Origin of the sequence: Alteromonas antoniana, assembly GCF_019249295.1 — a bacterium.
Lineage (GTDB): Bacteria > Pseudomonadota > Gammaproteobacteria > Enterobacterales > Alteromonadaceae > Alteromonas > Alteromonas antoniana.
Genome location: NZ_JAESDH010000031.1, coordinates 1 through 25,604 on the forward strand (window position 1 = coordinate 1; position 25,604 = coordinate 25,604).

Here is a 25,604-nt window from a genome sequence, read left to right on the forward strand (position 1 = left end):
TAACGCAGTGCACAATAGAAAAGGCCAGCTTCGAGAGCTGGCCTAATAACTGTCAACCTATATTAGGACGACACAATGGTTAGTGGCGGATGCCACAGAACCGCGCAGAGTTTATCAGGCCTTCACGTCCAGCTCTTTTAGTTTCCGCGTCAGTGTGTTTCGTCCCCACCCCAAACGCTTTGCCGCTTCCTGCTTGTGACCATGAGTATACTGAAGCGCGCGTTCCAACATGATTTTCTCAAAGGTCAGCATGGCATCATTGAGAATATTGAAATGGCCGTCACGAAGCTGTTTGTCGGTCCATCGTGCAAGCAATTCGGGCCAGTCACCACTTTGTGCATTCCCTTTCTCTGCGGTGCCTTCAGAGTGAATTTCTGGTGGCAGATCACTGGGTAATACTTCCTGACCACTGGCCATCACGGTTAGCCAGCGACACACGTTTTCAAGCTGACGTACGTTACCCGGCCAGGGCAGCTGCATCATCAGCTTATCGGCTTCTTTGCTTAACGATTTGGTCTCTACGTTCAGCTCTTTGGCGGCGCGGCGAAGGAAGTGGCGAGCCAGAAGCGGAATGTCTTCCCGGCGCTCAGACAGCGATGGAATGTGAATGCGGATCACGTTCAGGCGGTGAAATAAATCTTCACGAAATTTACCTTCCATCACACGCTTTTCGAGGTTCTGATGCGTTGCCGCAATGATTCGGACATCCACCGATACCGACTGATGACCGCCTACACGATAAAACTGACCGTCGGCCAGCACCCGCAGCAAACGCGTTTGCACATCCAACGGCATATCACCAATTTCATCCAGAAACAGCGTGCCGCCGTTGGCCTGCTCAAAACGACCCTGGCGTGCATTTTGTGCGCCGGTAAAGGCCCCTTTTTCATGGCCAAAGAGTTCTGACTCGACCAGATCGGCCGGAATTGCTGCCATGTTCAAGGCGATGAAAGGGTTTGCTGCGCGGGGGCTGTGACGGTGCAGCGCGTGCGCTACCAGCTCTTTACCCGTACCAGACTGCCCGTTAATTAACACGCTGATAGATGAACGTGACAAACGTCCAATAGCGCGAAACACTTCCTGCATCGCCGGCGCTTCACCGATGATTTCTGTGACGGTCTCATCCTGCGGTACCTGGTTCTGATGCGATTGTTCACGGGCGTGCGCCAGTGCTCGCTGCGTCAGTGTCACGGCTTCATCAATATCAAAAGGCTTCGGCAGGTACTCAAAGGCGCCACTCTGATATGCATTTACGGCGCTGTCTAAATCTGAGTGGGCGGTCATGATGATGACCGGGATCATTGGGTTAATTGCATGCACTTCCTGAAGCAGTGTCATGCCGTCCATCTGAGGCATACGGATATCGGAGATAATGACCTCAGGCGACTGTCCGCTTTGTAGCTGAAGTAACAGGTCCTGCGGGTTTTCAAAACAGTGACAAGCAATATCTGCTGCTTGCAGCGCTTTTTGAATGACCCAGCGAATTGAGCTGTCATCATCAACGATCCATACGGATTCGCTATTCATTCGTTGGCTCCTTTCTGTCGATAGGGAGGTAGAGTACAAATTCGGTGTGTCCCGGGTGGCTGTCTACATCAATTTTGCCACCGTGGTGATTAATCAGTGTCTGAGCGATGGAAAGGCCCAGACCGCTACCATTTTGCTTGCTGCTCACCATGGGATAAAACAGCGTATCTTTGATAGCAGAGGGAATGCCCGGCCCGTTGTCGACGATTTTTATTTTAGCAACCAGGGGATGTCGTTTTCCCTGAATGGTCATTTGTCGTTCTATGCGGGTGATGATAGTAATTTGCGGATCCGGCGTGCGGTTTTCTGTGAGCGCCTGTACGCTGTTTCTTATAATATTCAGCACGGCTTGCTGAATCATATCCTGATCAATATGGATATCCGGAATGCTTGGGTCGTAGTCCCGGATGATGGTGATGGCATTACTGGCATCCACATTCATAAGGCTACGCACTTTCTCCAGCGCCTGATGGAGGTTACTCCACTGCAGACGCGGCAGCGAGTTTGGCCCCAGCAAGCGGTCTACCAGATTACGCAGGCGGTCAGACTGCTCAATGATCATTTGCGTAAATTCTTTGTGTTCTTCCGGAAGCTCTTTTTCAAGCAATTGTGCCGCGCCACGGATGCCACCTAAGGGATTTTTTATCTCATGCGCCAGACCTCGAACCAATTCACGAGCCGCATAATGCTGTGCGTGTTGCAGGTTTTCACGGGATATTTTTCGCTGCTGATCGATTTTCTTAACCTCAAACAGCAAGCGTGGCTGACCATCGATATTCAGATTGGTTACGGTGAGATCCGCCAGCACAAACCGGTTATCTTTAAAACACAGTTTAACTTCGTTTTCAGTGAAGTCTTCGCCGCGCCTGAACGCCGCCCGCAATCTTGAAGTATCAATGCTTTCGGGCATAAAACACTCAGACAAGGGATGTCCGAATAGTTGTTTGCTGCCTGTCTCAAATAAGGCTTCGCCAGCGTGATTAACATAGATAATATTCAGCTGCCTGTCGATCATGACAAGTGCGGTATTAAGGCTGTTTAGCAGCTGTTTTGTTTCAAACTCGGTGGCTTGCATGCCGAGCAAGTCTCCTGTTGCACGATATTGGTGCATTGTAGCGCGCTCTGCCAGATTAGCGTGAAATAAAATATTTCACGGTTTTCTGTATGAACCGCAATGGTGCGGGGGCTGCGCTATGATTGACCGCTAATTGTTATTAATTAACGCTGATGCCTGATGCAAATACAGCGTTTGTTTCTCTGTAGATGCAAGAGTCTTGCCCTTATTGTCAATCCATTCAATGTAGTAGTCGTGCGCGCCACGATTAATTCCGCTGAGGTGGAACATACCGGTGGCATTGGTTTCTGCTACGCTGCCATCAAACCAAAGCTGAAAGCGGCCGCCAGCGTTAGCTGGTGTTGCAGTGCTGGTGATAGTGAAGTTGCCAAGGTTATTGCGGATGGTGGCTTCGGGCTGGGGAGTGGTGATGCTGACACTATATTCAACCTTGTCTTTCCTGGCGCTGGAGTTTGTGGCTGAGGGTTTGACAATGGCCGGATCAGCAATCGATTCTGAGACATTCTCCGTAGACGGCGGCATAGTCACCGACTCACTGCCTTTCACCGGCGTGTCGGTATACAACACGGTGCCATCTTCTTTCACTACCTTATAGACATCTTGCGCCATTACCGGCAGGGTCAACGCAGTAAGCAGTAGTAAAGGAGAAATAAACTGTTTCATAAAGCCTCGTTTGCAGCTATCCATCAGTGAGTAAGACACATTCAGTGCCATATAATTCCCTCGCCGCTTTTGTCGCATGACATGGATGAGCAGGGCAGCGACACCATAGATGCAGTGAACAATGTGTCGGGTTCGTAAATTTCGCAATGCGATACAATGATACTAGACAAGTCTCAGTCATAAAAAAAGCCCGCATTTGCGGGCTTTCGTATTGTTGCAAGCGTAAGGTTATACGCTGTAGTACATGTCGAACTCAACCGGGTGAGTTGTCATGGCAAGCTTAGTCACTTCTTCCATCTTCAGATCGATGTAGGCATCAATCATGTCATCAGTCATAACGCCACCGGCTTTCAGGAAGTCACGGTCGTTATCAAGCGCTTCCAGTGCCATTTCCAGTGAGCTGGCAACTGTTGGGATTTCAGCTGCTTCTTCCGGAGGCAGGTCATACAGATCTTTATCCATAGAGTCGCCAGGGTGGATCTTGTTCTTAATCCCGTCAAGACCGGCCATCATCATGGCAGTGAACGCCAGATAAGGGTTAGCTGTTGGGTCAGGGAAACGAACTTCGATACGACGTGCTTTATCGCTGGTTACGTAAGGGATACGAATAGACGCTGAACGGTTACGCGCTGAGTACGCCAGCATAACCGGGGCTTCGAAGCCAGGGACCAGACGCTTGTACGAGTTAGTCGATGCATTAGAGAACGCATTGATTGCGCGTGCGTGCTTGATGATACCGCCAATGTAGTAAAGCGCTTCATCAGACAGACCTGCATACTTGTCACCAGCAAAGATGTTCTTGCCATCTTTAGAAATAGACTGGTGACAGTGCATGCCAGAACCGTTATCGCCAACCAGCGGCTTAGGCATGAAGGTTGCCGTATGGCCATAGGCGTGCGCAACGTTATGTACAACATACTTGTAAATCTGAATTTCGTCAGCTTTCTTCACCAGCGTGTTGAATTCGCATGCGATTTCATTCTGACCCGCGGTTGCCACTTCGTGGTGGTGAGCTTCAATAACCAGACCCATCTCTTCCATTACCATACACATAGCAGTACGGATGTCGTGCGCTGAATCTACCGGTGGAACCGGGAAGTAGCCGCCTTTTACGCCAGGACGGTGAGCAAGGTTACCGCCTTCAAATTCGGCACCTGAGTTCCATTTCGCTTCTGAGGAGTCGATTTTGTAGAAAGAACCGGCCATGTCAGTGTGGAATTTCACGTCATCGAACATGAAGAATTCTGGCTCCGGACCGAAGAATACGGTGTCACCGATACCGGTAGATTTCAGGTATTCTTCAGCGCGGCGGGCAACAGAACGTGGGTCACGCTCGTAACCTTCCATTGTTGAAGGCTCAAGAATGTCACAGGTTACGTTAACCTGAACTTCTTCTGCGAACGGGTCGACGACGACAGTGCTGGCATCAGGCATAAGGATCATGTCTGACTCGTTGATTCCTTTCCAGCCTGAGATTGAAGAGCCGTCAAACATCTTACCTTCTTCAAAGAACTCTTCATCGATCTGACTCACAGGGATAGATACGTGCTGTTCTTTACCTTTAGTATCGGTGAAGCGCATATCAACAAATTTCGCTTCACTTTCTTTAATTAGCTCTAATGCCTTTTCTACTGACATCGTGTCCTCCAGGTTTGGTATGTAAAAATGCGAAGCGATCAGTCTCGCCTCAACAAGATAGAAAAACGGAAGCGATATTCATGCCAGCTATCTCAAGGCGAATTTATCGGGGATAGCAGCCCGCAACGGCATGGAAAGTACGAATTATTGCACCATAATGGTGCTTGCTCGCTCCAAATGCGTGCAATGTTTTCATCGCTATGTAGACATTGCCTGATTGACTTTACGCTAACTTCAGTGGCTTTGCTAAACGAGTTAAAAAAAATTGTCGCCGTTGCGTGATATCGTAACGTGAGTCGGCGTAAAAATATCGTCGCAATTGATGTGGTGGCGCGATGCTTTCTGTGTTTCTGTCTTAAGCGGTGTGCTTTGCAAAGACCGCTTCGCTTCCAGACATGCCAGAGGATTTTTAGCTAACGCGTTGTATAGACATTATTTTAACGGCTGAGCTAACGTGATTTATCTACCGCATCAAAAATCTGAACAGCTTTTGCACAGATTAATTTTTGGCTACATCGTATTCGCGCCTGTTATTTACTCCCAATAGCCTATATAATCGCGCCCAATTTTTACCCCACCTATGCGGATCATCGCAGCGCCACGGAAGCCACTTCGGTCCCACAGGTCTTTTTGAATTGAGATTTATACATGACGTCTACTCCACACCTTAACGATATTAGTAAGTTAAGGAACATCGCCATCATAGCCCACGTTGACCACGGTAAGACTACGCTGGTAGATAAACTGTTACAGCAGTCCGGCACTCTGGAAAGCCGCGGCGAAGCACAAGAACGTGTGATGGACTCTAATGACATCGAAAAAGAGCGTGGCATTACGATCCTGGCAAAAAACACTGCTATTAACTGGAACGGTTACCGCATCAATATCGTTGACACTCCCGGGCACGCCGATTTCGGTGGTGAAGTAGAGCGTGTTATGTCGATGGCTGACTCGGTTCTGCTGCTGGTTGATGCGCAGGAAGGTCCTATGCCACAAACTCGCTTCGTAACCCAAAAAGCCTTTGCGCAGGGACTGAAGCCAATTGTGGTTATCAATAAAATTGACAAGCCGGGCGCGCGCCCCGACTGGGTAATGGACCAGGTTTTTGACCTGTTTGACAACCTTGGTGCCACCGACGAACAGCTGGACTTTGAAGTGGTTTATGCCTCAGCGCTTAACGGCTGGGCTGCACACGAATCAGATGTGACCGGCACTGACATGACACCACTTTTCGAAACTATTATTGATAAAGTGGCTGAGCCGAATGTGGATTTGGATGGTCCGTTCCAGATGCAAATCTCGCAGCTGGACTATAACTCCTATGTGGGCGTTATTGGTGTTGGCCGTATCAAGCGTGGAAAAGTCAAAGTAAACCAGCAGGTAACGGTAGCGACCGCTGACGGCAAAACCCGTAACGGGAAAGTGGGTCAGGTACTGGGCTATCTTGGTTTGGATCGACACGAAGTTGACGTGGCCAGTGCCGGCGACATTATTGCTATAACGGGTCTGGGCGAACTGAAAATCTCTGACACCGTGTGTGATGTAAATGCGGTAGAAGCGCTGCCTCTTCTGACGGTTGACGAGCCTACGGTAACTATGACATTCCAGGTAAACACCTCGCCATTCTCTGGTAAAGAAGGTAAATACGTAACTTCACGTAATATCCTTGACCGTTTGAATGACGAACTGGTGCACAACGTGGCGCTGCGTGTTGAAGAAACCGAGAACCCGGATAAATTCCGTGTGTCGGGTCGTGGTGAACTGCACCTGGGTATTCTGATTGAAAACATGCGTCGTGAAGGTTACGAGCTGGCCGTATCTCGTCCTGAAGTTATCCTGAAGGAAGATGAGAACGGCAACATTGAAGAGCCGTTTGAAACCCTGACTATTGACTGCGAAAGTGAAGATCAGGGTTCCATCATGGAACAGCTCGGCTACCGTAAAGCTGACCTTACCAACATGACGCCGGATGGCAAAGGCCGTGTTCGTATGGACTTTATCATTCCAAGCCGTGGCCTGATTGGCTTCCAGACAGAGTTTATGACACTGACTTCTGGCTCTGGTCTTCTGTATCACACGTTTGACCACTACGGCCCACATAAAGGTGGCAAGATTGGTCAGCGCAAGAACGGCGTACTGATCGCGAACGCACCAGGTAAAGCACTGACAAACGCGCTGTTTAACCTGCAAGAGCGTGGTCGCCTGTTCATTGGTCACGGTGTAGAAGTTTATGAAGGTATGGTTATCGGCATTCACAGCCGCGACAACGATCTGACCGTAAACGCACTGAAAGGTAAGCAACTTACAAACGTACGTGCCTCAGGTACGGACGAAGCGCAAACCCTGGTACCACCTGTCATAATGTCACTGGAACAGGCGCTGGAGTTTATTGATGACGATGAACTGGTAGAAGTTACACCTAAGAGCATTCGTATCCGTAAGAAACTTCTGACAGAGAACGAGCGTAAGCGCGCGTCTCGTGAGAAAAAAGACTAATCATATGCACGCTGGTTAACAGCATCATTGTGGGAAAAGGCAGTTGCAGTAATGCACTGCCTTTTTTGTTTTCTGATACAGCGAATTTGTAGCCAGTGCGGAGGGGGATATCCGCCATTGTTTGCTACGTTCTTCCTAGTCATACTGCACAAAAAAGACAGCACAAAAAATAAAGCGGACACAGTCCGCAATGAAAGCAGTCGACGTGTATAGCCGGACTGGTATTACACTAATGTCGAGCTTGCGAAACCCATTAATACCGATATGCTGAAAAGAGGCGAACAGGATAGGTGGTTTATGTCCTCATTATCGATAGCGGTTGTTGAAGATGACGCGATCACACTGGAAATGATTACCGCAGCGTTGGAAAACACTTTGGGGGCGACAGTATTTGCGTTTGATAACAGTAAAGCGGCCCGGGACTTTCTTTTACAACAGACTGATGCGTCAATTGATCTGGTTATCAGTGATCATCAAATGCCCGATTACGATGGCCTGACCTTATTAAAAACCTGCAACGCGTCATCGCTGAATGTGCCGTTTTTACTTGTCACCTCCGAAGCCAGCAGGGACCTTGTGATTTCAGCCCGAAAGCTGGGGGCATCTGGCTTTCTGGCAAAGCCGGTCAGCATGACAGAACTTACCGGTAAAGTGCTGGAGATAACTACCGGGGGCTGACGGTTTTTTGGGGGATATAAACCTATACGAACGACAATTTTCGCTTAAGTAATAAAGAGATGAGATAAAAAGACGCTAGTTTCCTCTACGCGCAGCCATTACACTGATGTTATGAAAAATCAGCATCAGGACATCCAGTTGAATCCGCTTTTTGATCAAACTCCAGACAGAACATCGCGCTATTCTTTTAAATGGGAAAAGTACAAAGGGCAGGACATTATTCCAGCCTGGGTCGCTGACACTGAATTCCGCTGTGCGCAGCCCATTCTTGACGCGATTTCCTCGCAAACAGAACACGGTAACTTAGGCTATGTATTGCCGGGGCAGTTCGAACCCGGCCTTAAGGCCATTCAGCGCTGGTTGAGAGACAAGCATAGCTGGGATATCGATACCGACTGGATTGTCTGGATGCCGGGTGTTGTGCCGGCCTTTAATGCTGCGTGCAAGGCGTACTGCGAGCCCGGCGACAAGGTGATGGTGCAGACGCCTAACTATCCACCGTTACTGGCTGCGCCTAAGCTTAATGGGCTGGTGCGCGTTGACATCGGCACGGTTATGGAGAATGGCCGCCCGACACTGGATTTTGATGCGCTTGAAGCCAGCGCCGCCGACCCTGACTGTAAGTTGTTTATCCTCTGCAATCCTATGAATCCGGTGGGTTCGGTGCTGACCCAGAGTGAGATGAACCGTGTTGCCGATATCTGCCAGCGACACAATGTGACGTTATGTTCTGATGAAATCCATTGCGATTTAATTCTAGAGCCAGGCTGCCAGCATATTCCGGCCGGACGGGAAGCGGCGCTTAAAGATAACAGTGTGACGCTGATGGCGGCCAGCAAGACGTTCAATATCGCCGGTCTGGGCGCAGCCTTCGCTATTATTCCTAATCGCAAATTACGCATGCAGTTTACGCAAGCGGCAGCCGGCATTGTGCCCTGGGTAAGCTTAATGGGATTGGTGGCTACCGAGGCTGCCTTTACGCAGTGTGATGACTGGCATCAGGCCCAGCTTGCATACTTGCGGGAAAACCGGGAGAGGGTAGTAGATGCGATAAATGCGATTGAGGGGTTATCCGTACATGTGAACGAAGCGACTTTCCTGGCTTGGGTAGATGCCAGCGGCCTCGGTGTTGAAAACGTTCAGAAGTGGGCTGAGTCCAAAGGTGTGGGGCCATCCCCGGGCGCAGACTTTAACCAAAAAACACATTTCCGTATTAACTTCGGTTGTTCGAAATCGATGCTGCAGGACATTCTTGACCGGCTGGCTTCATAGCTTAACCGCACCATGCAGGCGGGGCTGACGAAAAACGTCGGCCCCGTTTTCTCTCACGGCTGATATTCCTTCGCGCTCTGACATATCAAAGTTAATTAGCTGTGTTAATTACCTCATCGCGTGAAGACGGTTACGCAAACAGGCTGATTAACTTGTATCCCCCCAGTCCTACGACGACGGATACAACGATGATCCCCAGCAAATTACTCCAGGTGCCGTTCTTAAACTCTCCCAGCGCTTTGCTTTTATTCATAACGACCAGCAAAAAGATGGCAATAATGGGCAACAAAAGACCATTCGCGGCCTGAGCAAAAAGGATGGCGGAAAGCGGTTTAAAGTTAAGGCTGGCAACCGCGACACCACACGCGATAACCAGCCCCCAGACGAGCCTGAAGGCCGGGCTTTTCATATCATCCGACAGTGAGAGTGCGCCGCAGACCGCAAATGCAGCAGCCAGGGGAGCAGTGATCGCACTGGTAAGTCCGGCGGAGAATAACCCTAATGCAAAAAAGGCCTGTGCCCAGTCACCCAGAACGGGCTTTAGCTGCTCGCCGATATTTCCTGCATCCAGTGTTGCGGCCTGCTGGTAAAACGCGGTCATCGCGGTAGCAACCACAACCAGTGTAATCAGCCCACCCATAGAAATGGCGGTAGCCGATTGCTTGCGACAAGCATGAATTGCACTGGCTTTATCCTGTCCCCGGGTATTTTTAGCCACAAGGCTGGCGTGAAGAAACAGATTGTAAGGCACGATGGTGGTGCCGATTAGTGCCAAAATCGTGGTAATGGCCCCGACATCCAGCGTGGGGCTGGCAAACTGTGCCAACATAGCTCCCCAGTCAGGGGAAGCGACCAGCAGAGTGAGAAAAAACACACCAGCCATGATAAATACCAGCGCAACCAACACCGATTCAATCCACTGATGCTGTCCTGTCCATAATAGCAGTGCCGCAAGCACGCCCAACAGCAACGCCCAACCCGCCGTTCCCAGGTCGTAAAACGCGTTTAATCCAATGGCTGCGCCGGTTAGGTTTCCGGATTCATAAGCGGCATTTCCAATGCCAATAGCGCTGACAATCAGTGCAATACACAAGCCTCGCAGCCAGGGATGGCGGATCATGTCTTTCATCCCCGATGACAGTCCTTGTCCCGTTGCAATCCCCAATCGGGCGGCCATGTCCTGTAACACAATGGTGGCAATTATTGAAAACACCAGCGCCCACACCAGATGAAAACCAAAGTTCGCCCCAGCCAGACTGGCCGTGGTTATTGTGCCGGGGCCGATAAAGGCGGCTGCGATGATAAAACCGGATTTGTCTTTTGCCATATAATACTCACGTGATTTTGGTTATTGTTGTAGGAGCTTGTTACTATCGGTTTTCAGGAAAGTTCGAATACCTCTGACGTCACTGCGGATTGCAGACTGGAAACTCACCCGGTCACGCTTTCGTCGTTTGGCAGGTCAAGTCAGAAAAGGCTAGTGACGAAAGGTGCCTGGCTGTATGTCTTCCAAAGGCCGGCGCTTCTGGCGTCAGACTCTCTGGCATTAAGCGTAGCTTGCAAGCCGGTCATATGTGCAGGACTTGCCGCGAAACTTCAGACGCATTCGTACTTTCTTCAGGCAGGATACCGGCTTTAGCGGAACCACTGCAAGTGAACCGGCCTTCGTTTATTTGATTAAGGGATCGATTGCGTGAAAACTCTTCAGGAGCTCAGTGCTCTGCCAAAATTCAGCGCTATCCTGCCATCTTACTACGAGATGGATGGGATGATATTTGCTGTCGCAGCGTCGCCGGAGATACCTATGCCGGAAACCTGGATGCCTTGGTTGATTCAGCATTCGGGCAGCACCATGGTAAGCGAGGATGTGGATGAACTGGCTGAATGCCTGATGGAGACGCTGCGCAATCACCTTAGCGCGATGCGTACGCAAGATAATTATTTGCCGCTGACATGCCGTTGGCAGCAGGGAGCGACAATACCTGAGTCGCTCGAACTCTGGCTGGGAGGTCTGCTAAAAGGGCATCAGTTGCTGGAGTCGATATGGCGAAATGCATGGGAAAGAAAGGCGAAAAAAGAAAACTTATCGGCCGATGAAGAGGATCCTGCAACCCGGTTGGCGCGCTGTCTCAAACTCTTTTCCACGCTGGCCAGACATCAGTTGGCATTATCACAACGCTCAGGAGAAAATGCTGAGAAGTTGCGTGCTAATCTTCCTGTATTGTGGCGACAGTTGCCGGCGATGCTTCAGGAATACGTGACTCTGTCCGGCGATCTCGCGCAGGCGTTGCCTAATCAGTTTGAAATGTATAACAAAATTCCGGATGCCTGAGCGGCAATAAGCTGAATAGTCGATTAATACCAATCTGTAATAGTGAGCACGCATTATATCGGATTGGTATAAAAGCCTTCGCCTCTGCGTGCTTTGTGTCGTCAGTAGGGAGTTGCATCCTGGCATAGCCATAATCACGCCCAAATGCACAGATAAGCGTGAATTCACTCGTTTACTTAACTACGTTTAGCATAAGCTTCAGCGTTGATGTTGTCTCTGACTAAGCGTATTGCGTAACGTCGCTACATAGGTATCAAGTTCAATGCGGGCCTGTTCGTACGCTGTGCTGAGTTCGGCAGATTCGGGTTGCTGGCGTAGCGCGTTAAAGGCGCTGTCAGTTCGTTCCAACAGGTATTTGAGGTGTTTATTACTCACGTCCATGATGTTTCCTGATGTTTGGTCGTTCACTGCCTGTAGAACGGTGTTAGCGATTAGATAAAAGTGGTACTCATACAGCGCCAATTTCTATGAGTACTCACTTGTATCGTAAACATCGACATTTAGATCGGTTTTACCACCGCCAGAATAACAATTGCCAGTAAAATTAAAACCGGCGCTTCGTTCAGAATGCGATAAAACCTCGATGAATGGCGATTTTCATCACGTGAAAATTGTTTCCATAGTTTAAACAGATAGAAGTGATAACCGTATACTGCAAGTAAAAGTGTGATTTTTACGTGAAGCCAGGCTGATGCGCGAAACCAGTCCATGCCATATACTGCTATCAGCCAGATACCGAAAAACAGGGTCAGGAATGCAAATGGTGTGACGAAAAACCATAATCTGCGCTCCATAATAATGAACTGGTCTTTGACGTCCTGAGAAGTGGCGTTGGCATGATAGACAAACAGCCGGGGTAAATAAAAAATCCCTGCCATCCACGCAATCATAAAAAAGATATGCAGAGCTTTTAACCATAAAATAGACATGACGACTTCTCTTATCCGTGATTACCGGCAGTGCCGGCGCTGTTTCGAATTGGCAGGTAACCGTTGCATGTTAACAATCTCATCATGATTATCAGTCCCCGGTACCCTTGACTTGCGCTAAGACGACGTCTTTGCGCCACTGGTTTGCGTATTCCTTTGTTCCTGTTAGCTGGCCAAATATCTTTCTTAGTATCTCGCTTTTTGCAGGAAGCTTTGCAGTATATTCCAGGTGATTACGCCCTGAATTTCTGCGGGTTCGTTATCGTAAATAAATACCGCTCCGGAGCGTGAATTTTTTAACTTCTCGTACACTTCGTGCAAGGTCGTTTGCCCGCTGAGACCCTCCATATCATGGTAGGTCAGCGCTTGGGCATCGTGCTCCAGGCTGACATTGTATTGTACCAACTGGTAATGCACATCAATTTCAAACCGGGATTGTTGTACCACAATGTCCGTGGGGTTCTTCTCCAGGTAATCCGATATCGCTTTTTCCGGAGCATCAATGAATAGCTTGTATTCGGTGGTCATAGCGGCAAGCACACCGGTTTTCTCAAGGGCTTCCCGGATTGACGAAATAGCGTATGGCAGGTTCTGATAATCCAGCTGGCGAATAAATACCGATCGGTTACCAAAAAACTGTGTTGCTGTGACATACGCAGGCACTATTACCAACATGGCAGGCAGAATGATTTGCGGCGAATACGACAATTCCATCACTGCTGAGAGCGCGGCCAAAGGGGCGTGAAGCACAGCTGTCAGCATGCCGGCAACCCCCAGTAGTGCAAAGCTGCTGGTGTATTCCTGTACGTTAATCACAGACGACAGAGGGAGCAGTAGTACCGCGCCTGCCAGCATGCCTATAACCATCACCGGCCCCATAATTCCGCCGGGAACTCCCAGGCCAATCGCGCAGACCGCGAGAACAAATTTTGCCACCAGCACCGCGGTAAGAATAAGCATGCCGGGTTGTGAGTCAAACAGGTTCTCTACATCTATAAAACTTGCGCCGAGGGCTTCGGGTAATACCACACCGACAGCGCCGGTAATAAGCGCGGCAAGGATAAGACGCCAAATCATACTGACCGGACGAAATAGCGTCATAATACGCATTAGTTGATTGTTAAACAGGGTTGCCAGCATCCCCAGGATAATTCCCAGAACAATCAGATACAGATACATCCATTCGCTGAACACAGCAAAAGAGAGAAATGACAACTCATTAATCTCTCCAAAAACCATACGAGTAAGTACAGAGCCGCAGGCTGCTGCCAGCATGACAGGAACGAACATATGTATTTTGTATTCCCGGAGCACCACTTCCATCACAAAAATGACGGCAGCAAACGGCGTGTTGAAGGATGCAGAAATGCCTGCTGCAATGCCGCACCCGGCGAGAATACGGATGCTGTTGTAAGGCAGTCTCAGCCATTGCCCGAGAAAGCTACTGCCGGCTGCCCCAAGGTGAACAGACGGGCCTTCCCGACCTACGACAAAGCCGCCGGCTAATGCCAGCATGCCGCCAAAAAACTGATTTATAGTGGTCCGGAAGGGCACATGACCATAATAGTACTTCACCCGGTGAATAATGAACGGAATGCCCATTCGGTAGTGCTTAAAGCCGGTAAGAAATGCAATTATCAAAATCAGCAGCACGCTGATGAGTGGCATCAGAAAATACACCGGCCACTGGTTATCAAACCAGCTACCCAAGGTACCGAAAGCAGAGGTTTCTACCCACTCTACACAAAGCCGGAACAGGATAATCAGCATTGCCGCGCTCACACCAGCGATGATGCCCAGAATACACAGCTGAACAGAGGTTCTTGGATGAGCAAGTTCTTGTCTTAAAGCCGACAGGCGCATGGTGTGGTACAGTGATTCCGTTACATACCGGGCATGTTATCACAACTGCTTGGTAATCATCATCTTATGGTATATAAAACAGACACATGATAATGACCCCCGAGCAGTTAAAAGCGCGCTATGGCGCATTCAGGCTCTCCTTACTGGTGCTGGCAGCACTGATGGCAATGGCATTTTTTGGCTACCAGCTAGCTGGTTACCTGCAGGATAACAACAGCAAACAAAGCGAAGCCATGGCTGAGACTAAAGCGCTGCTGGAGGCAGAAAATGCCGCACTCAAAACACGCGTAAACCAACTTGAGGTGGCGCTTCAGTTGGCGAGGCAGGTGACAGGCAGTGAACGCGATATTCAATCGGCGTTACAGGACGAGCTGCATGATTTGCGATCGCGTCTGGACTTCTACGAAAACGTAATGGCGCCGGAGACCACGCAGGACGGGTTTTACATTGATGGCGTGCAGGTATTTGCGACGAACACGCCTAATTTATACCAGTTGCGTTTTGTTTTGCTGCAGCAGCGCGATAATCGTGCGATCGTGAAGGGAGATCTGGCAATCAGTATTACCGGCAACCTGAATAACGAAAGGGTGACCTATGAGGCCGGCTCGGCCGGTTTCCTACCTGAGGGCACGGTCAAATATCGCTTTAAGTACTTCCAAACCGTGAATGTGAATTTCAGCTTGCCCGAAGAGTTTGAACCTGAATTTCTGCATTTTGAAACTGATGTTTATCAATACACGACTTTACGCGGTAACTATCAGCGCACGATCTCATGGCATGACAGCGCGACTCAGGAAAGCACAATGTCAGAGACGTCTATGCTTGATAAACATCAGAGCGCAGAAGAGCCAATGCGCAAAGGATAACCGGGCTTTCGATTCATAACGTTGCGCATCACCACTGATTAGTCGTTTTCTATTCAGTGGCGATGCCAGTATTTTTGATATGCCCCAGCGCTGAGGGCTTATGCGAACCAGTGGCGTGTGCGGTTTGCAAACCACACCAGCGATAACATTACCGGTACCTCAACCAGTACGCCAACGACGGTTGCCAGCGCAGCGCCCGACTGCAATCCAAATACAGAAATGGCAACGGCAACTGCCAGCTCAAAAAAGTTCGAGGTGCCAATCATACAGGCTGGCGCGGCGACGTTATGCGGAAGCTTCAGCCACTTTGCCAGCCAATACGCCAGCGCGAAGATGCCATAGGTCTGGATGAGCAGCGGAATGGCTATCAGCACAATGGCTTCAGGTTGTGAAAGGATTGTCTCAGACTGAAAGCCAAACAGCAGCGTAACCGTGGCCAGAAGTCCGATAACGGACCAGGGCTTCATGGCGGCAAGGAAGCTGTCTATCCGACTGTGATCACTGCCCTTGTCCAGGCTTTTGCGAACAAAGGCGCCGGCCAGCAGCGGCACTACCACGTACAGCACAACGGAAAGCAGCAAGGTGTTCCATGGCACCGTAATGTCGGTCACGCCCAACAGCAAGCCGGCAATCGGCGCGAAGGCAAAAATCATGATCACGTCATTTATCGAGACCTGTACCAGGGTATAGTTGGCATCGCCGCGGGTAAGCTGGCTCCACACGAACACCATCGCTGTGCAGGGCGCAACACCGAGCAGTATCATACCCGCGATATACTCGCTGGCTGTCTGCGGATCGACCCAGTCGGCAAACACGCCTTTGAAAAACAGCCAGCCAAGCAGGGCCATCGTAAAAGGTTTGATTAGCCAGTTTATGACCAGGGTCAGGATGAGCCCTTTAGGCTTCTTTCCTACATCCTTAATGGAAGCGAAATCGATTTGCACCATCATCGGGAAAATCATCAGCCAGATAAGTACCGCTATCACCAGATTTACATGCGCATATTCAATTCCGGCAACGGCCTCAAAAAAGCCAGGTACCAGTGTACCAGCTGTTATTCCGGCAATAATCGCAAGTCCCACCCAGACGCTCAGGTATCGTTCAAAAAGTCCCATGTATCGCTCCTAAATGCTGCGCTGATTAACGCGTTGACTTACTTGTTCTGCAGTTTCTACCCGCTCTGAATAACGATCGACAAAATGTGTTTTGTTGTCACGTAGCAGCAACGTAAACTTCATCAACTCTTCCATCACATCGACAATGCGGTTGTAGTAGGGCGATGGTTTCATCCTGTCGTTATCATCAAACTCCATAAAGGCTTTCGGAACCGAGGACTGATTAGGGATGGTGACCATACGCATCCAGCGGCCAAGTATTCTTAACTGATTTACGGTATTAAATGATTGTGAGCCCCCACAGACCTGCATGACTGCCAGCGTTTTTCCCTGTGTGGGACGCACACCCCCAACACTCAGCGGCACCCAGTCGATTTGGCTTTTGAAAATACTGGTCATTGAGCCGTGACGTTCCGGCGAGCACCATACCTGACCTTCTGACCACATCATCAGGTCACGTAATTCCTGTACCTTAGGATGAGAAGCATCTTCAGTATCGGTTTGCGGTAACCCGTCGGGATTAAAGATGCGGGTTTCAGCACCAAAGTGCTGCAATATCCTGGCGCTTTCCTCTACTACCAGACGGCTGAATGCCCGCGGTCGCAATGAGCCGTAAAGCAACAGAATTTTTGGCTTATGGGTAGTGAATTGTTTGGCAAAATTGCTCGTCGACGGCGTATCAAGACAGCTTGCCTCTATGTTCGGAAGAGTGTCATAGGTAGTCATGCCTGCGCACCTGCCTGGCAAAGCGCAGCCTGTAGCGACTCCCTGCTATTACAATGCCGGGCAATCGTGACCAGTTTACTAACGCGGTTTTCGATTTCATGAATACATTCATCGAAGGCCCGCGAGATTGTCTCTTCACTGCCCTCAACTTTAGAAGGATCGGCCAGACCCCAGTGCACTTTGCAGCTTTTGCCGAAATACACCGGGCAGGACTCACCGGCTGCTGAGTCACAGACAGTAATGACAACATCAGGCTCGAAATCTTCAAAGTCATCCCACGACTGACTGGTAAGATCGTTGGTTGGATACCCTTTTTCCTTAAGGTATCGCAAGCTTAGCGGGTGGACTTCGCCTACAGGCTGACTTCCGGCGCTGCGGGCTTCAATCGCCCAGTCAGCGAGCTGATTAGTGATAGCCTCAGACAAAATACTTCTGCACCGGTTGTGGGTACAGATATACAGAATTTTCATTACGTTTTTCTCCTCAGGCGCTGTTGATCTTCGGGCATCAAAGATCAATCGCTCTTAACAACAGACCCTGCTGTTCTGACTGTCCTGCAGCCTTTTCAGCGAATCCGAATAATATCCGGGGTTATGATCTGCGGTGAGTGAGATCACGCCTCGCGCCCACTCAGGCAAATCCGGGTGTAAGCGGTAGTACACCCATTTCCCGCGACGTTCATCCAGCAAAAGACCACACTTTCGTAGCGACGCCAGATGTCTGGAAGTTTTAGGTTGGTCGAGCTTAAGCGCGGTCATCAGATCGCACACACAAGCTTCTCCTGCATGCTGTATAAGCAGCATAGACTGCAATCGGGTGTCATCAGCAAGGCATTTGTAGAACTGGCAAGGATCCATAGCTAACATATGCGAAATAAAACATATGTGAATTTTCGTATGTGTTGGCGTATAAGTCAATGTATCGCGAACGATGACACAAAAAATTAATCAGGCATGTCTTGCGGCTGGAGTTTTAGATGGCCTGAGCCGCATGATTGCATTCACCGAATGCTGCCGTATTAATGACTGGCATGATAAAAGTCAGATTGCGGATGAGTGCGGAAGCAGAAAAAGCTGAAAGGAGTGTATAAAAAGAAACGAGAGTGTCAGTGCGGGGCAAACACTGCGGTAAAACTAGTTGGCTACTGTCTCTTTATGTTCTGATAAGGACAATAATCTTTTTATAAAACTTTTCGTTTGCTGACTATTTTCAAACTGGATTTGTTTTTTGCTTTTTGTATCAGTAAACGCAACATGATATTTATTTACAGAGATATTTTTTACAGGCGGAAATGTTTTTATTTCGCCTTGATTGAGGCTGTTTTTATTAATAGGAGTTCTCACTTTTGTATCTTGATAGGGGATTTTTTTGTCGGCAGGAAGCAGATAAAAGAGCCGGAAGAAACCGGCTCAGAATATGGCAGGAATTTACAGAACAACTACGTTGTTCGCCTGCAGGCCTTTTTGGCCATTTTCTACATCAAACTTCACAGCCTGACCGTCAGAAAGGGTTTTGAAGCCTTCAGAAACAATTGAGCGGAAATGAACGAAAACGTCCTTGCCACCGTTGTCCTGAGTCAGAAAACCAAAACCTTTATCTTCGTTAAACCACTTAACTGTACCATTCACAGAATTAGACATAATAGGAACCTTTTTTAAAAAATGTGCGGCGAAATATTAATTTACTCGCCATCAAGCGTTAGATATGACTTGCCTAATAAAGCAGGTGAGTATCTTTAAACGACTTTTTGGGAAAAAGGAGTGTGAAGAAAAAACAGTGCAGTAGTAGAAAAAGCTTTAATTATCTAAAGCCCAATCATAGTACGGAGTATTTTTTATCTTGTCTATCTTATTTTTACTTTTATTTCATAGGGCCTTGTTATTTAAATGATGGGCTGTCTTTGAGATAAATAAGCAGTGCTTTTTAGTCGATAAAAATAAAAGGAGGTGGCGCCTTTTCTACAGGTATGTAGTCACACCAGACCCCGCAAAAAGCGCTCTTGCGTAACCGACAAATATTTGTTTGACTAAAAAAAGAATCTTGTCGGAGTGCCTCGCTTTTCTAAGCAGGCTGAGACCGCGTTTGCGGGATCCGTTGAACCTGATCAGGCTAATACCTGCGAAGGGAACAAGAGAGTCATCGCCAGGATCCGTGTCCGGATTCGGGCAAAGGCTCTGTTCAACACTCCTGACAAGCAACTCGAACTTTTCAATGAGAGTATGCTATGTCAACTACAAAACGTCAGAGTCGCCAGCAGGCGGAATCTTTTTTAAATACCCTTTCAGGTGATTATTTCCCGCAGTCAACCCGTGAATTCATTCACGGTTCAGCAGATGATATTCGTGTGCCATTCCGTCGCATTCATTTGAGTGACACCCTTCATCAGCCGACGCCGGGTGAGACGCTGCCCTCCAATCCTCCGGTGGACGTTTACGATACATCAAGCGTGTATGGTGAACCCGGGGTGAAAGTGGATGTGCGCCGAGGTCTTGAAAAGCGCCGGGCAAACTGGGTGGAGAAGCGCAGACTTCATCCTGAACTGGGTCTGACGCAACTTGCCAGCGCGCGCCGGGGGCTGATTACCCCTGAGATGGAGTTTGTGGCATTGCGGGAAAATCTTGGCCGGGAAGATCTGCCGAACCCTGTGACTCCCGAATTCGTGCGCGATGAGGTTGCCCGGGGCCGTGCGATTATTCCGGTAAACCATAATCATCCCGAATCTGAACCTATGATCATTGGCCGCAATTTTCTGGTGAAAGTGAACGCCAATATTGGGAATTCCTCAGTAACGTCATCTATCGAGGAAGAAGTTGAAAAGCTGGTATGGGCGACTCGCTGGGGAGCCGACACCATTATGGACTTATCTACCGGCAGAAATATTCATCAAACCCGCGAATGGATTTTACGCAACAGCCCGGTACCCGTAGGCACAGTGCCTATCTATCAGGCCCTTGAGCGTGTTGGCGGCATCGCTGAGAACCTCGACTGGCCGACTTTTCGCCAGGTACTCGAGGAGCAGGCGGAGCAGGGTGTGGATTACTTTACGATTCATGCTGGCGTATTACATGACTTCATCCCGCTTACAGCTAATCGGGTCACTGGTATCGTGTCGCGTGGTGGTTCCATCATGGCGAAGTGGTGTATGGCGCACAAAGCCGAGAGCTTTTTGTATCAGCATTTTCGCGAAATTTGTGAGCTTTGTGCCAGCTACGATATTTCTCTGTCTCTGGGCGATGGATTACGCCCAGGTTCTATTGCTGATGCCAATGATGAGGCGCAGTTTGCTGAGCTTCGCGTATTGGGTGAACTTACGAAAATTGCGTGGGAATATGATGTGCAGGTGATGATCGAAGGGCCGGGTCATGTACCAATGCATAAAATCAAAGAAAATATGGACGAGCAGTTAACGCACTGCCATGAAGCGCCGTTTTATACGCTGGGGCCCCTGACCACCGATATCGCGCCAGGGTACGACCACATAACATCGGGCATTGGCGCGGCAATGATAGGCGCTTTTGGTTGTGCCATGCTCTGTTACGTAACGCCTAAAGAGCATTTGGGCCTGCCAAACAAAGACGATGTAAAAGAGGGGCTGATAGCCTACAAGATTGCAGCACACGCAGCCGATCTGGCGAAAGGTCACCCGGGAGCACAGGCACGCGATGACGCTATGTCAAAGGCACGGTTTGAGTTTCGGTGGGAAGACCAGTTTAACCTTGCGCTGGACCCGGTAACAGCAAAGGCGTATCACGATGAAACCCTGCCTCAGGAGTCGAACAAAACCGCGCAGTTCTGTTCAATGTGCGGGCCTAAATTCTGTTCAATGAAAATCTCCCATGAAGTTCGCCAATACGCAGGTAATCGAATTGACATTGAAGTATTGGATGTTGCTGCGAAGGAAGCCAGCGCGTGAGCCGTCCTATTGTCTGGAGTATTGCCGGCTCAGATAGCGGCGGAGGGGCGGGGATCCAGGCCGACTTGCACACCCTGCAAGCGCTTGATGTTCACGGATGCACTGTGATCACCACAGTAACTGCGCAGAATTCGGTGAAAACGCAGGCATTGTATCCTTTAACCAGCGACCAGCTTCACAGCCAGCTTTCCTGTTTACTGGACGACCTTGCGCCGGCAGCAATTAAAATCGGTTTAATCAGCAATAGCGAGCAGCTGAGAACAATCGCTCGCTTTCTGGAAAGCTGGCCTGAACAGATAGCCCGCCCCTTTATCGTATGGGACCCGGTTCTGGTTTCCACACAAGATGACGTACTGTCTGAGCTTCAGCCGCAAGACATCGAATCGCTGTTAAAACAGGTAAACCTGGTTACGCCAAACCTGTCTGAGCTTGAAATGCTGTCGGGCCAGAGTGCCGGGACAGAAGACACATTGCGCGAGGCGGCGTTGTCGCTCTGTCGGCAGGGCGCAAAAGCAACACTTGTGACAGGTGTCGCACCGAATGGTGTCGCACCGAATGGTGTCGCACCGAGTGGTGTCGCACCGAATGGTGTCGCACTGAATAGTGTCGCTCCGAACGATGTAGCCCAGAATGAAGTCGCGCCAGATAATAGCGAGTCGAAGGCCGTTGCTTCAAATGGTGTTTCCCGAAACAGACTTTCGGCGGAGCTCAGCCACAATCGGCGTGACTACTTTATTTCTGAACATGGTCAGTTTGAACTGGAGAAGCGATCCATAAAAACCTCTCATGACCACGGTACCGGCTGCACGTTGTCTTCCGCTATTGCGGCATTTGCGGCAAATCACTATCCGCCGGAAGATTGCCTGGTACTGGCCAGTGCGTATGTAACTCAGGGCCTGCAACAGGCATCAGGCGTTGGCCGGGGTCCGGGTCCGGTTGCACACACCCACTGGCCGCACTTGCCTGATACTTTTCCTTCCATTCGGCGTACAGATTTACCTGCTGCGTCAGCTCCCTTTGCTCCGCTGAACAACCCGCCAGGTTTATATCCTGTAGTAGATTCTGTGGCGTGGTTACAACGACTGCTGGTGATGGGAGTGACGACTCTTCAGTTGCGAATTAAAGCGCAGCCGTCAGCAGCAGTGGAAGACGCTATTTGTGAAGCGATAGCGTTGGGTAAACGCTACAACGCACAGGTGTTCATTAACGATCACTGGGCACTTGCGATAAAGCACGGTGCCTTTGGTGTCCACCTCGGGCAGGAAGATTTGTCGAGTGCGGATATTGCCGCTATCCAACGCGCAGGTCTGCGGCTGGGAATTTCTACACACAGTTACACGGAAATCCTGATCGCACTTCAGTATTCGCCCTCCTACATTGCACTTGGACATATTTTTCCAACCCAAACGAAGTCAATGCCTTCGTCGCCCCAGGGGGTTACGCGTCTGGCTCGCTACGTGAAATTAATAAAACCTACTGGTATTCCCACCGTCGCGATTGGTGGTATCGGGCTTGGCAATATTGATGACGTTGTGCGAGCTGAGCCGGATGGAGTCGCTGTTGTGACAGCGATCACCACATCGAAGAACGCTCGCGAGGCAGTGGATGCGCTTAATCAAAAGCTGGGGCGAAAGACGCATGATGTTGCCGGTGAGGAGGTATCTGATGCTGACTGATCACGAGTACTTACGGTACGGCGCATCCCTATGTCTGGATACTTTTGGCGAAGAGCAGCAAATGACGCTGAAGTGTGCCCGGGTCACGGTGATTGGACTGGGCGGGTTGGGATGTGCTGCCAGTCAGTATCTCGCTGCAGCGGGGGCGGGCACATTGGTGTTGGTGGATGATGATACGGTCCAGCTAAGTAATCTTCAGCGTCAGGTGCTTTACACCAGCGAGCAGATAGGGGCGGAAAAGGCGCACAATGCTGCTAAGGCCCTATCACAGTTAAACAATACGATTGCGATACAAGCAAAAACGTTGCGGGTGAATAAGGATAACGCACAGGAGCTGGTTGCAGGCAGCGATGTCGTGCTGGATTGTACTGACAATCTGACCAGTCGCTGGATAATTAATAAGGCCTGTTATCAGGCTGGTATCCCGCTAGTGACTGGTGCTGCGGAAGGCCTGCATGGCCAGTTGATGAGTCTGAAACCTGCCGAGCAGCATGGCTGCTATGCCTGTTTATACCCGCCAGACACCGAAGAGCGACCAGCTTGTGAACGCACCGGCGTATGGGGGCCACTGGTAGGCATTATAGGTACGAGTCAGGCATTTCAGGCTATTCGCGTCCTCACCGGACAACACTCAGACTGGGGCGTGTTGCATACGTTTGATGGCGCACGTATGACGTGGTCGCAGTTTTATCTTCCCGCTTCAGCGCACTGCTCACACTGTCAGGAGGGAGTATGCAAATCTCAGTAAATAATCAATCAATACAAATCGATGAAGAAGCTACTGTTGCAGCGCTTGTGAAGGCGCAAAAAAGTCAAACCCGGGCCATTGCGGTTGCCGTGAACCAGCAAATTGTTCACCGGGAAAACTGGTCTGAACATCGTTTACATGGCGGTGATGTTGTGGATATTGTCACTGTCGTGGCCGGAGGATAATTATGCTGACGATTGCCGGACATACCTTTCGCTCACGCTTGCTTACAGGCAGTGGCAAGTTTGCCAGTGGCGAGGCGATGGAAAGCGCGCTGGCTGCTTCTGGCAGTGAACTGGTGACGCTTGCCTTAAAGCGGCTGATGCCTGACAGCGCGCATGATGACATTCTCTCTCCGATTGTAAACCTGGGCCTGAAGCTGCTGCCGAATACCTCAGGGGCAAGAAACGCTGAAGAGGCGGTTTTTGCGGCAAGGCTGGCCAAAGAAGCATTAAGGACGAGCTGGCTCAAGCTTGAAATTCATCCTGATCCGAATTATTTGTTGCCCGATCCGGTTGAGACGCTAATCGCTGCTGAAAAACTGGTGAAAGAGGGGTTTACAGTATTGCCATACTGCGGCGCGGATCCCGTGTTGTGTCAGCGATTAACAGACGTTGGTTGCGCGGCAGTCATGCCTCTTGGGGCACCGATAGGATCAAATATGGGTCTGAAAACCCGGGACTTTCTTCGAATCATCATTGAACAGGCCAGAGTGCCCGTGATTGTTGATGCCGGGATTGGTGCCCCCAGTCACGCAGCCGAAGCTATGGAGATGGGCGCGGATGCCGTATTGGTAAACACTGCAATTGCGACAGCGCGGGATCCCGCTGAAATGGCCAGAGCATTTCGTGAAGCCGTTATTTGTGGGCGACGTGCTTTTAACGCCGGGCCAGGCACGGTATCAGTGGGGCCGGCAAGCGCCACGAGTCCTATGACATCATTTCTGGATGCGTTATGAGCTTTTACGAACAATGGCAACAAGCAAGCTGGGAAGACACGCAACTGGCGCTTTACAGTAAAACCGCAGCAGACGTTGAAAAGGCGCTTCGGGCCGAGGTGATTGACCATAATGACTTTCTGGCACTGTTATCGCCAGCTGCCGCGCCCTATCTGGAAACCATGGCTGTAAAATCACACCACCTCACACGCCAACGGTTTGGCAATACGCTTAGCCTTTTCATTCCGCTTTATCTCTCAAATCTGTGTGCTAATGAGTGTGATTATTGCGGTTTTTCAATGAGTAACCGAGTACGTCGCAAAATCCTCAGTGAGGACGAGATCAGACGCGAATGTGAGGCTATTAAATCCAAAGGGTATGACACCATTTTGCTTGTCACTGGCGAGCACGAAACCAAAGTCGGCATGGAATATTTTAAGATGGCGCTGGCTGTAATCAGGCAGTATTTCAGTTACGTAATGTTTGAAGTGCAGCCGCTGTCCGCGCCTGAATACGCACAGCTCAATGAAGCCGGACTGAACGGGGTGATGGTGTACCAGGAGACCTATCATGCGCGGACTTACGCCAGGCATCACCTTCGTGGCAAAAAAGCGGATATTCGCTGGCGACTGGAAGCACCCGACAGATTGGGGGCGGCCGGTATGGATAAGATCGGACTGGGCAGTTTAATTGGCCTGGCAGACTGGCGGGTAGACAGTGCGTTTACCGCTCTGCACCTGGATTATCTGCGCACTCGTTACTGGCGAAGCCGGTATTCACTGTCCTTTCCAAGGCTGCGCCCCTGCACCGGTGGCGTGGACCCGGTTATGCCAATCAGTGACAAAGAACTTGTACAGCTAATTTGTGCCTATCGGTTACGTTTTCATGAGGTGGAAATGAGCCTGTCGACCCGCGAGCAGGCTACGATGCGGGATGGTTTGTTTTCACTGGGCGTTACTGCAGTCAGCGCTGAGTCCAGCACGCAGCCGGGAGGCTATTCTCAGCCTGCCGATGCGCTCGAGCAGTTTGCGATTGATGATACCAGGGCGACACCCGAGGTTGCAGCGGCAATACGCCGGGGGGGATTACAGCCGGTGTGGCGTGACTGGCTGTCAGGCTGGTAAATACGTTAGCTTTTCAACCGGAGGTA

General features: G+C 50.0%; 25 protein-coding genes and 1 riboswitch. Of the genes, 11 read left to right on the forward strand and 14 right to left on the reverse strand.

The window, feature by feature from the left end:
- Nucleotides 1-114 precede the first annotated feature (114 nt).
- The 4 genes from glnG to glnA all read right to left on the reverse strand — a co-directional run bounded on the left by glnG (nt 115) and on the right by glnA (nt 4,903).
- Entirely contained in the window at nt 115-1,527 is a 1,413-nt protein-coding gene (glnG, locus tag JKP77_RS19250) for a nitrogen regulation protein NR(I) (RefSeq protein ID WP_218312799.1), read from the reverse strand.
- Nucleotides 1,520-2,602 carry a nitrogen regulation protein NR(II) gene (glnL, locus tag JKP77_RS19255; protein WP_218312844.1) on the reverse strand — a complete coding sequence of 361 codons (1,083 nt, stop codon included), beginning with the start codon at nt 2,600-2,602 and terminating at the stop codon, nt 1,520-1,522. Before glnL ends, glnG begins: the two co-directional genes overlap by 8 nt.
- Nucleotides 2,603-2,731: 129 nt before the next feature.
- Nucleotides 2,732-3,316 carry a DUF4124 domain-containing protein gene (locus JKP77_RS19260; protein ID WP_218312800.1) on the reverse strand — a complete coding sequence of 195 codons (585 nt, stop codon included), beginning with the start codon at nt 3,314-3,316 and terminating at the stop codon, nt 2,732-2,734.
- A 177-nt stretch (nt 3,317-3,493) separates the two neighbouring features.
- Entirely contained in the window at nt 3,494-4,903 is a 1,410-nt protein-coding gene (gene glnA / locus JKP77_RS19265) for a glutamate--ammonia ligase (RefSeq protein ID WP_218312801.1), read from the reverse strand.
- A gap of 648 nt (nt 4,904-5,551) precedes the next feature.
- Here glnA and typA point away from each other — a divergent pair.
- The 3 genes from typA (at nt 5,552) to JKP77_RS19280 (ending at nt 9,349) form a co-directional block, all read left to right on the forward strand.
- Nucleotides 5,552-7,399: a translational GTPase TypA gene (typA, locus tag JKP77_RS19270; RefSeq protein WP_218312802.1), complete on the forward strand. Its 1,848-nt coding sequence runs from the start codon at nt 5,552-5,554 to the stop codon at nt 7,397-7,399.
- Between the two features lie 297 nt (nt 7,400-7,696).
- Nucleotides 7,697-8,077 (forward strand): response regulator, encoded by a 381-nt coding sequence (locus JKP77_RS19275; RefSeq protein ID WP_218312803.1) that lies wholly within the window; start codon nt 7,697-7,699, stop codon nt 8,075-8,077.
- Nucleotides 8,078-8,215: 138 nt separating this feature from the next.
- Entirely contained in the window at nt 8,216-9,349 is a 1,134-nt protein-coding gene (locus JKP77_RS19280) for a MalY/PatB family protein (RefSeq protein ID WP_218312845.1), read from the forward strand.
- Between the two features lie 130 nt (nt 9,350-9,479).
- Here JKP77_RS19280 and JKP77_RS19285 read toward each other — a convergent pair whose 3' ends face one another.
- Complete coding sequence (locus JKP77_RS19285; protein ID WP_218312804.1) at nt 9,480-10,676, reverse strand: Nramp family divalent metal transporter; 1,197 nt, start codon at nt 10,674-10,676, stop codon at nt 9,480-9,482.
- A 366-nt stretch (nt 10,677-11,042) separates the two neighbouring features.
- Here JKP77_RS19285 and JKP77_RS19290 point away from each other — a divergent pair, with 366 nt between their 5' ends.
- Nucleotides 11,043-11,681: a UPF0149 family protein gene (locus JKP77_RS19290; RefSeq protein WP_338024902.1), complete on the forward strand. Its 639-nt coding sequence runs from the start codon at nt 11,043-11,045 to the stop codon at nt 11,679-11,681.
- Between the two features lie 198 nt (nt 11,682-11,879).
- Here JKP77_RS19290 and JKP77_RS19295 read toward each other — a convergent pair whose 3' ends face one another.
- From JKP77_RS19295 to JKP77_RS19305, 3 genes are all read right to left on the reverse strand, one after another.
- Complete coding sequence (locus JKP77_RS19295) at nt 11,880-12,062, reverse strand: hypothetical protein (protein WP_218312805.1); 183 nt, start codon at nt 12,060-12,062, stop codon at nt 11,880-11,882.
- Nucleotides 12,063-12,181: 119 nt separating this feature from the next.
- Nucleotides 12,182-12,610: a CopD family protein gene (locus tag JKP77_RS19300; protein ID WP_218312806.1), complete on the reverse strand. Its 429-nt coding sequence runs from the start codon at nt 12,608-12,610 to the stop codon at nt 12,182-12,184.
- Nucleotides 12,611-12,796: 186 nt separating this feature from the next.
- Nucleotides 12,797-14,473 carry a chloride channel protein gene (locus tag JKP77_RS19305; RefSeq protein ID WP_218312807.1) on the reverse strand — a complete coding sequence of 559 codons (1,677 nt, stop codon included), beginning with the start codon at nt 14,471-14,473 and terminating at the stop codon, nt 12,797-12,799.
- A gap of 86 nt (nt 14,474-14,559) precedes the next feature.
- Here JKP77_RS19305 and JKP77_RS19310 point away from each other — a divergent pair, with 86 nt between their 5' ends.
- Nucleotides 14,560-15,339 (forward strand): DUF6776 family protein, encoded by a 780-nt coding sequence (locus JKP77_RS19310; RefSeq protein WP_218312808.1) that lies wholly within the window; start codon nt 14,560-14,562, stop codon nt 15,337-15,339.
- Between the two features lie 98 nt (nt 15,340-15,437).
- On the opposite strand, the gene arsB is transcribed toward JKP77_RS19310, so the two are convergent.
- From arsB to cspE, 6 genes are all read right to left on the reverse strand, one after another.
- The gene (arsB, locus tag JKP77_RS19315) at nt 15,438-16,454 is read right to left on the reverse strand and encodes an ACR3 family arsenite efflux transporter (protein ID WP_218312809.1); all 1,017 of its coding nucleotides are present in this window, start codon (nt 16,452-16,454) and stop codon (nt 15,438-15,440) included.
- Between the two features lie 9 nt (nt 16,455-16,463).
- Complete coding sequence (arsH, locus tag JKP77_RS19320; protein ID WP_218312810.1) at nt 16,464-17,180, reverse strand: arsenical resistance protein ArsH; 717 nt, start codon at nt 17,178-17,180, stop codon at nt 16,464-16,466.
- Nucleotides 17,177-17,650 (reverse strand): arsenate reductase ArsC, encoded by a 474-nt coding sequence (locus JKP77_RS19325; protein WP_218312811.1) that lies wholly within the window; start codon nt 17,648-17,650, stop codon nt 17,177-17,179. Before JKP77_RS19325 ends, arsH begins: the two co-directional genes overlap by 4 nt.
- 54 nt (nt 17,651-17,704) lie before the next feature.
- Complete coding sequence (locus JKP77_RS19330) at nt 17,705-18,046, reverse strand: metalloregulator ArsR/SmtB family transcription factor (RefSeq protein ID WP_218312812.1); 342 nt, start codon at nt 18,044-18,046, stop codon at nt 17,705-17,707.
- A gap of 267 nt (nt 18,047-18,313) precedes the next feature.
- Complete coding sequence (locus JKP77_RS19335) at nt 18,314-18,523, reverse strand: hypothetical protein (protein WP_218312813.1); 210 nt, start codon at nt 18,521-18,523, stop codon at nt 18,314-18,316.
- An 84-nt stretch (nt 18,524-18,607) separates the two neighbouring features.
- On the reverse strand, nt 18,608-18,820 hold the full coding sequence (cspE, locus tag JKP77_RS19340) for a transcription antiterminator/RNA stability regulator CspE (RefSeq protein WP_218312814.1): 213 nt from the start codon (nt 18,818-18,820) through the stop codon (nt 18,608-18,610).
- 394 nt (nt 18,821-19,214) lie between these two features.
- Nucleotides 19,215-19,324: riboswitch (TPP riboswitch) on the forward strand.
- Nucleotides 19,325-19,404: 80 nt separating this feature from the next.
- Between cspE and thiC the strand changes: the two genes are divergently transcribed.
- From thiC to thiH, 6 genes are read left to right on the forward strand one after another with little or no spacing between them, the layout of a single operon-like run.
- Nucleotides 19,405-21,093: a phosphomethylpyrimidine synthase ThiC gene (gene thiC / locus JKP77_RS19345; RefSeq protein ID WP_218312815.1), complete on the forward strand. Its 1,689-nt coding sequence runs from the start codon at nt 19,405-19,407 to the stop codon at nt 21,091-21,093.
- The gene (gene thiE, locus JKP77_RS22710) at nt 21,090-22,769 is read left to right on the forward strand and encodes a thiamine phosphate synthase (protein WP_218312816.1); all 1,680 of its coding nucleotides are present in this window, start codon (nt 21,090-21,092) and stop codon (nt 22,767-22,769) included. Before thiC ends, thiE begins: the two co-directional genes overlap by 4 nt.
- Nucleotides 22,759-23,517 (forward strand): HesA/MoeB/ThiF family protein, encoded by a 759-nt coding sequence (locus JKP77_RS19355; protein ID WP_218312817.1) that lies wholly within the window; start codon nt 22,759-22,761, stop codon nt 23,515-23,517. Before thiE ends, JKP77_RS19355 begins: the two co-directional genes overlap by 11 nt.
- Entirely contained in the window at nt 23,502-23,702 is a 201-nt protein-coding gene (gene thiS, locus JKP77_RS19360) for a sulfur carrier protein ThiS (protein WP_218312818.1), read from the forward strand. Before JKP77_RS19355 ends, thiS begins: the two co-directional genes overlap by 16 nt.
- Nucleotides 23,703-23,704: 2 nt before the next feature.
- Nucleotides 23,705-24,475 carry a thiazole synthase gene (locus JKP77_RS19365; protein ID WP_218312819.1) on the forward strand — a complete coding sequence of 257 codons (771 nt, stop codon included), beginning with the start codon at nt 23,705-23,707 and terminating at the stop codon, nt 24,473-24,475.
- Nucleotides 24,472-25,578, forward strand: coding sequence for a 2-iminoacetate synthase ThiH (thiH, locus tag JKP77_RS19370; protein ID WP_218312820.1), 1,107 nt, complete (start codon nt 24,472-24,474; stop codon nt 25,576-25,578). Before JKP77_RS19365 ends, thiH begins: the two co-directional genes overlap by 4 nt.
- Nucleotides 25,579-25,604 lie beyond the last annotated feature (26 nt).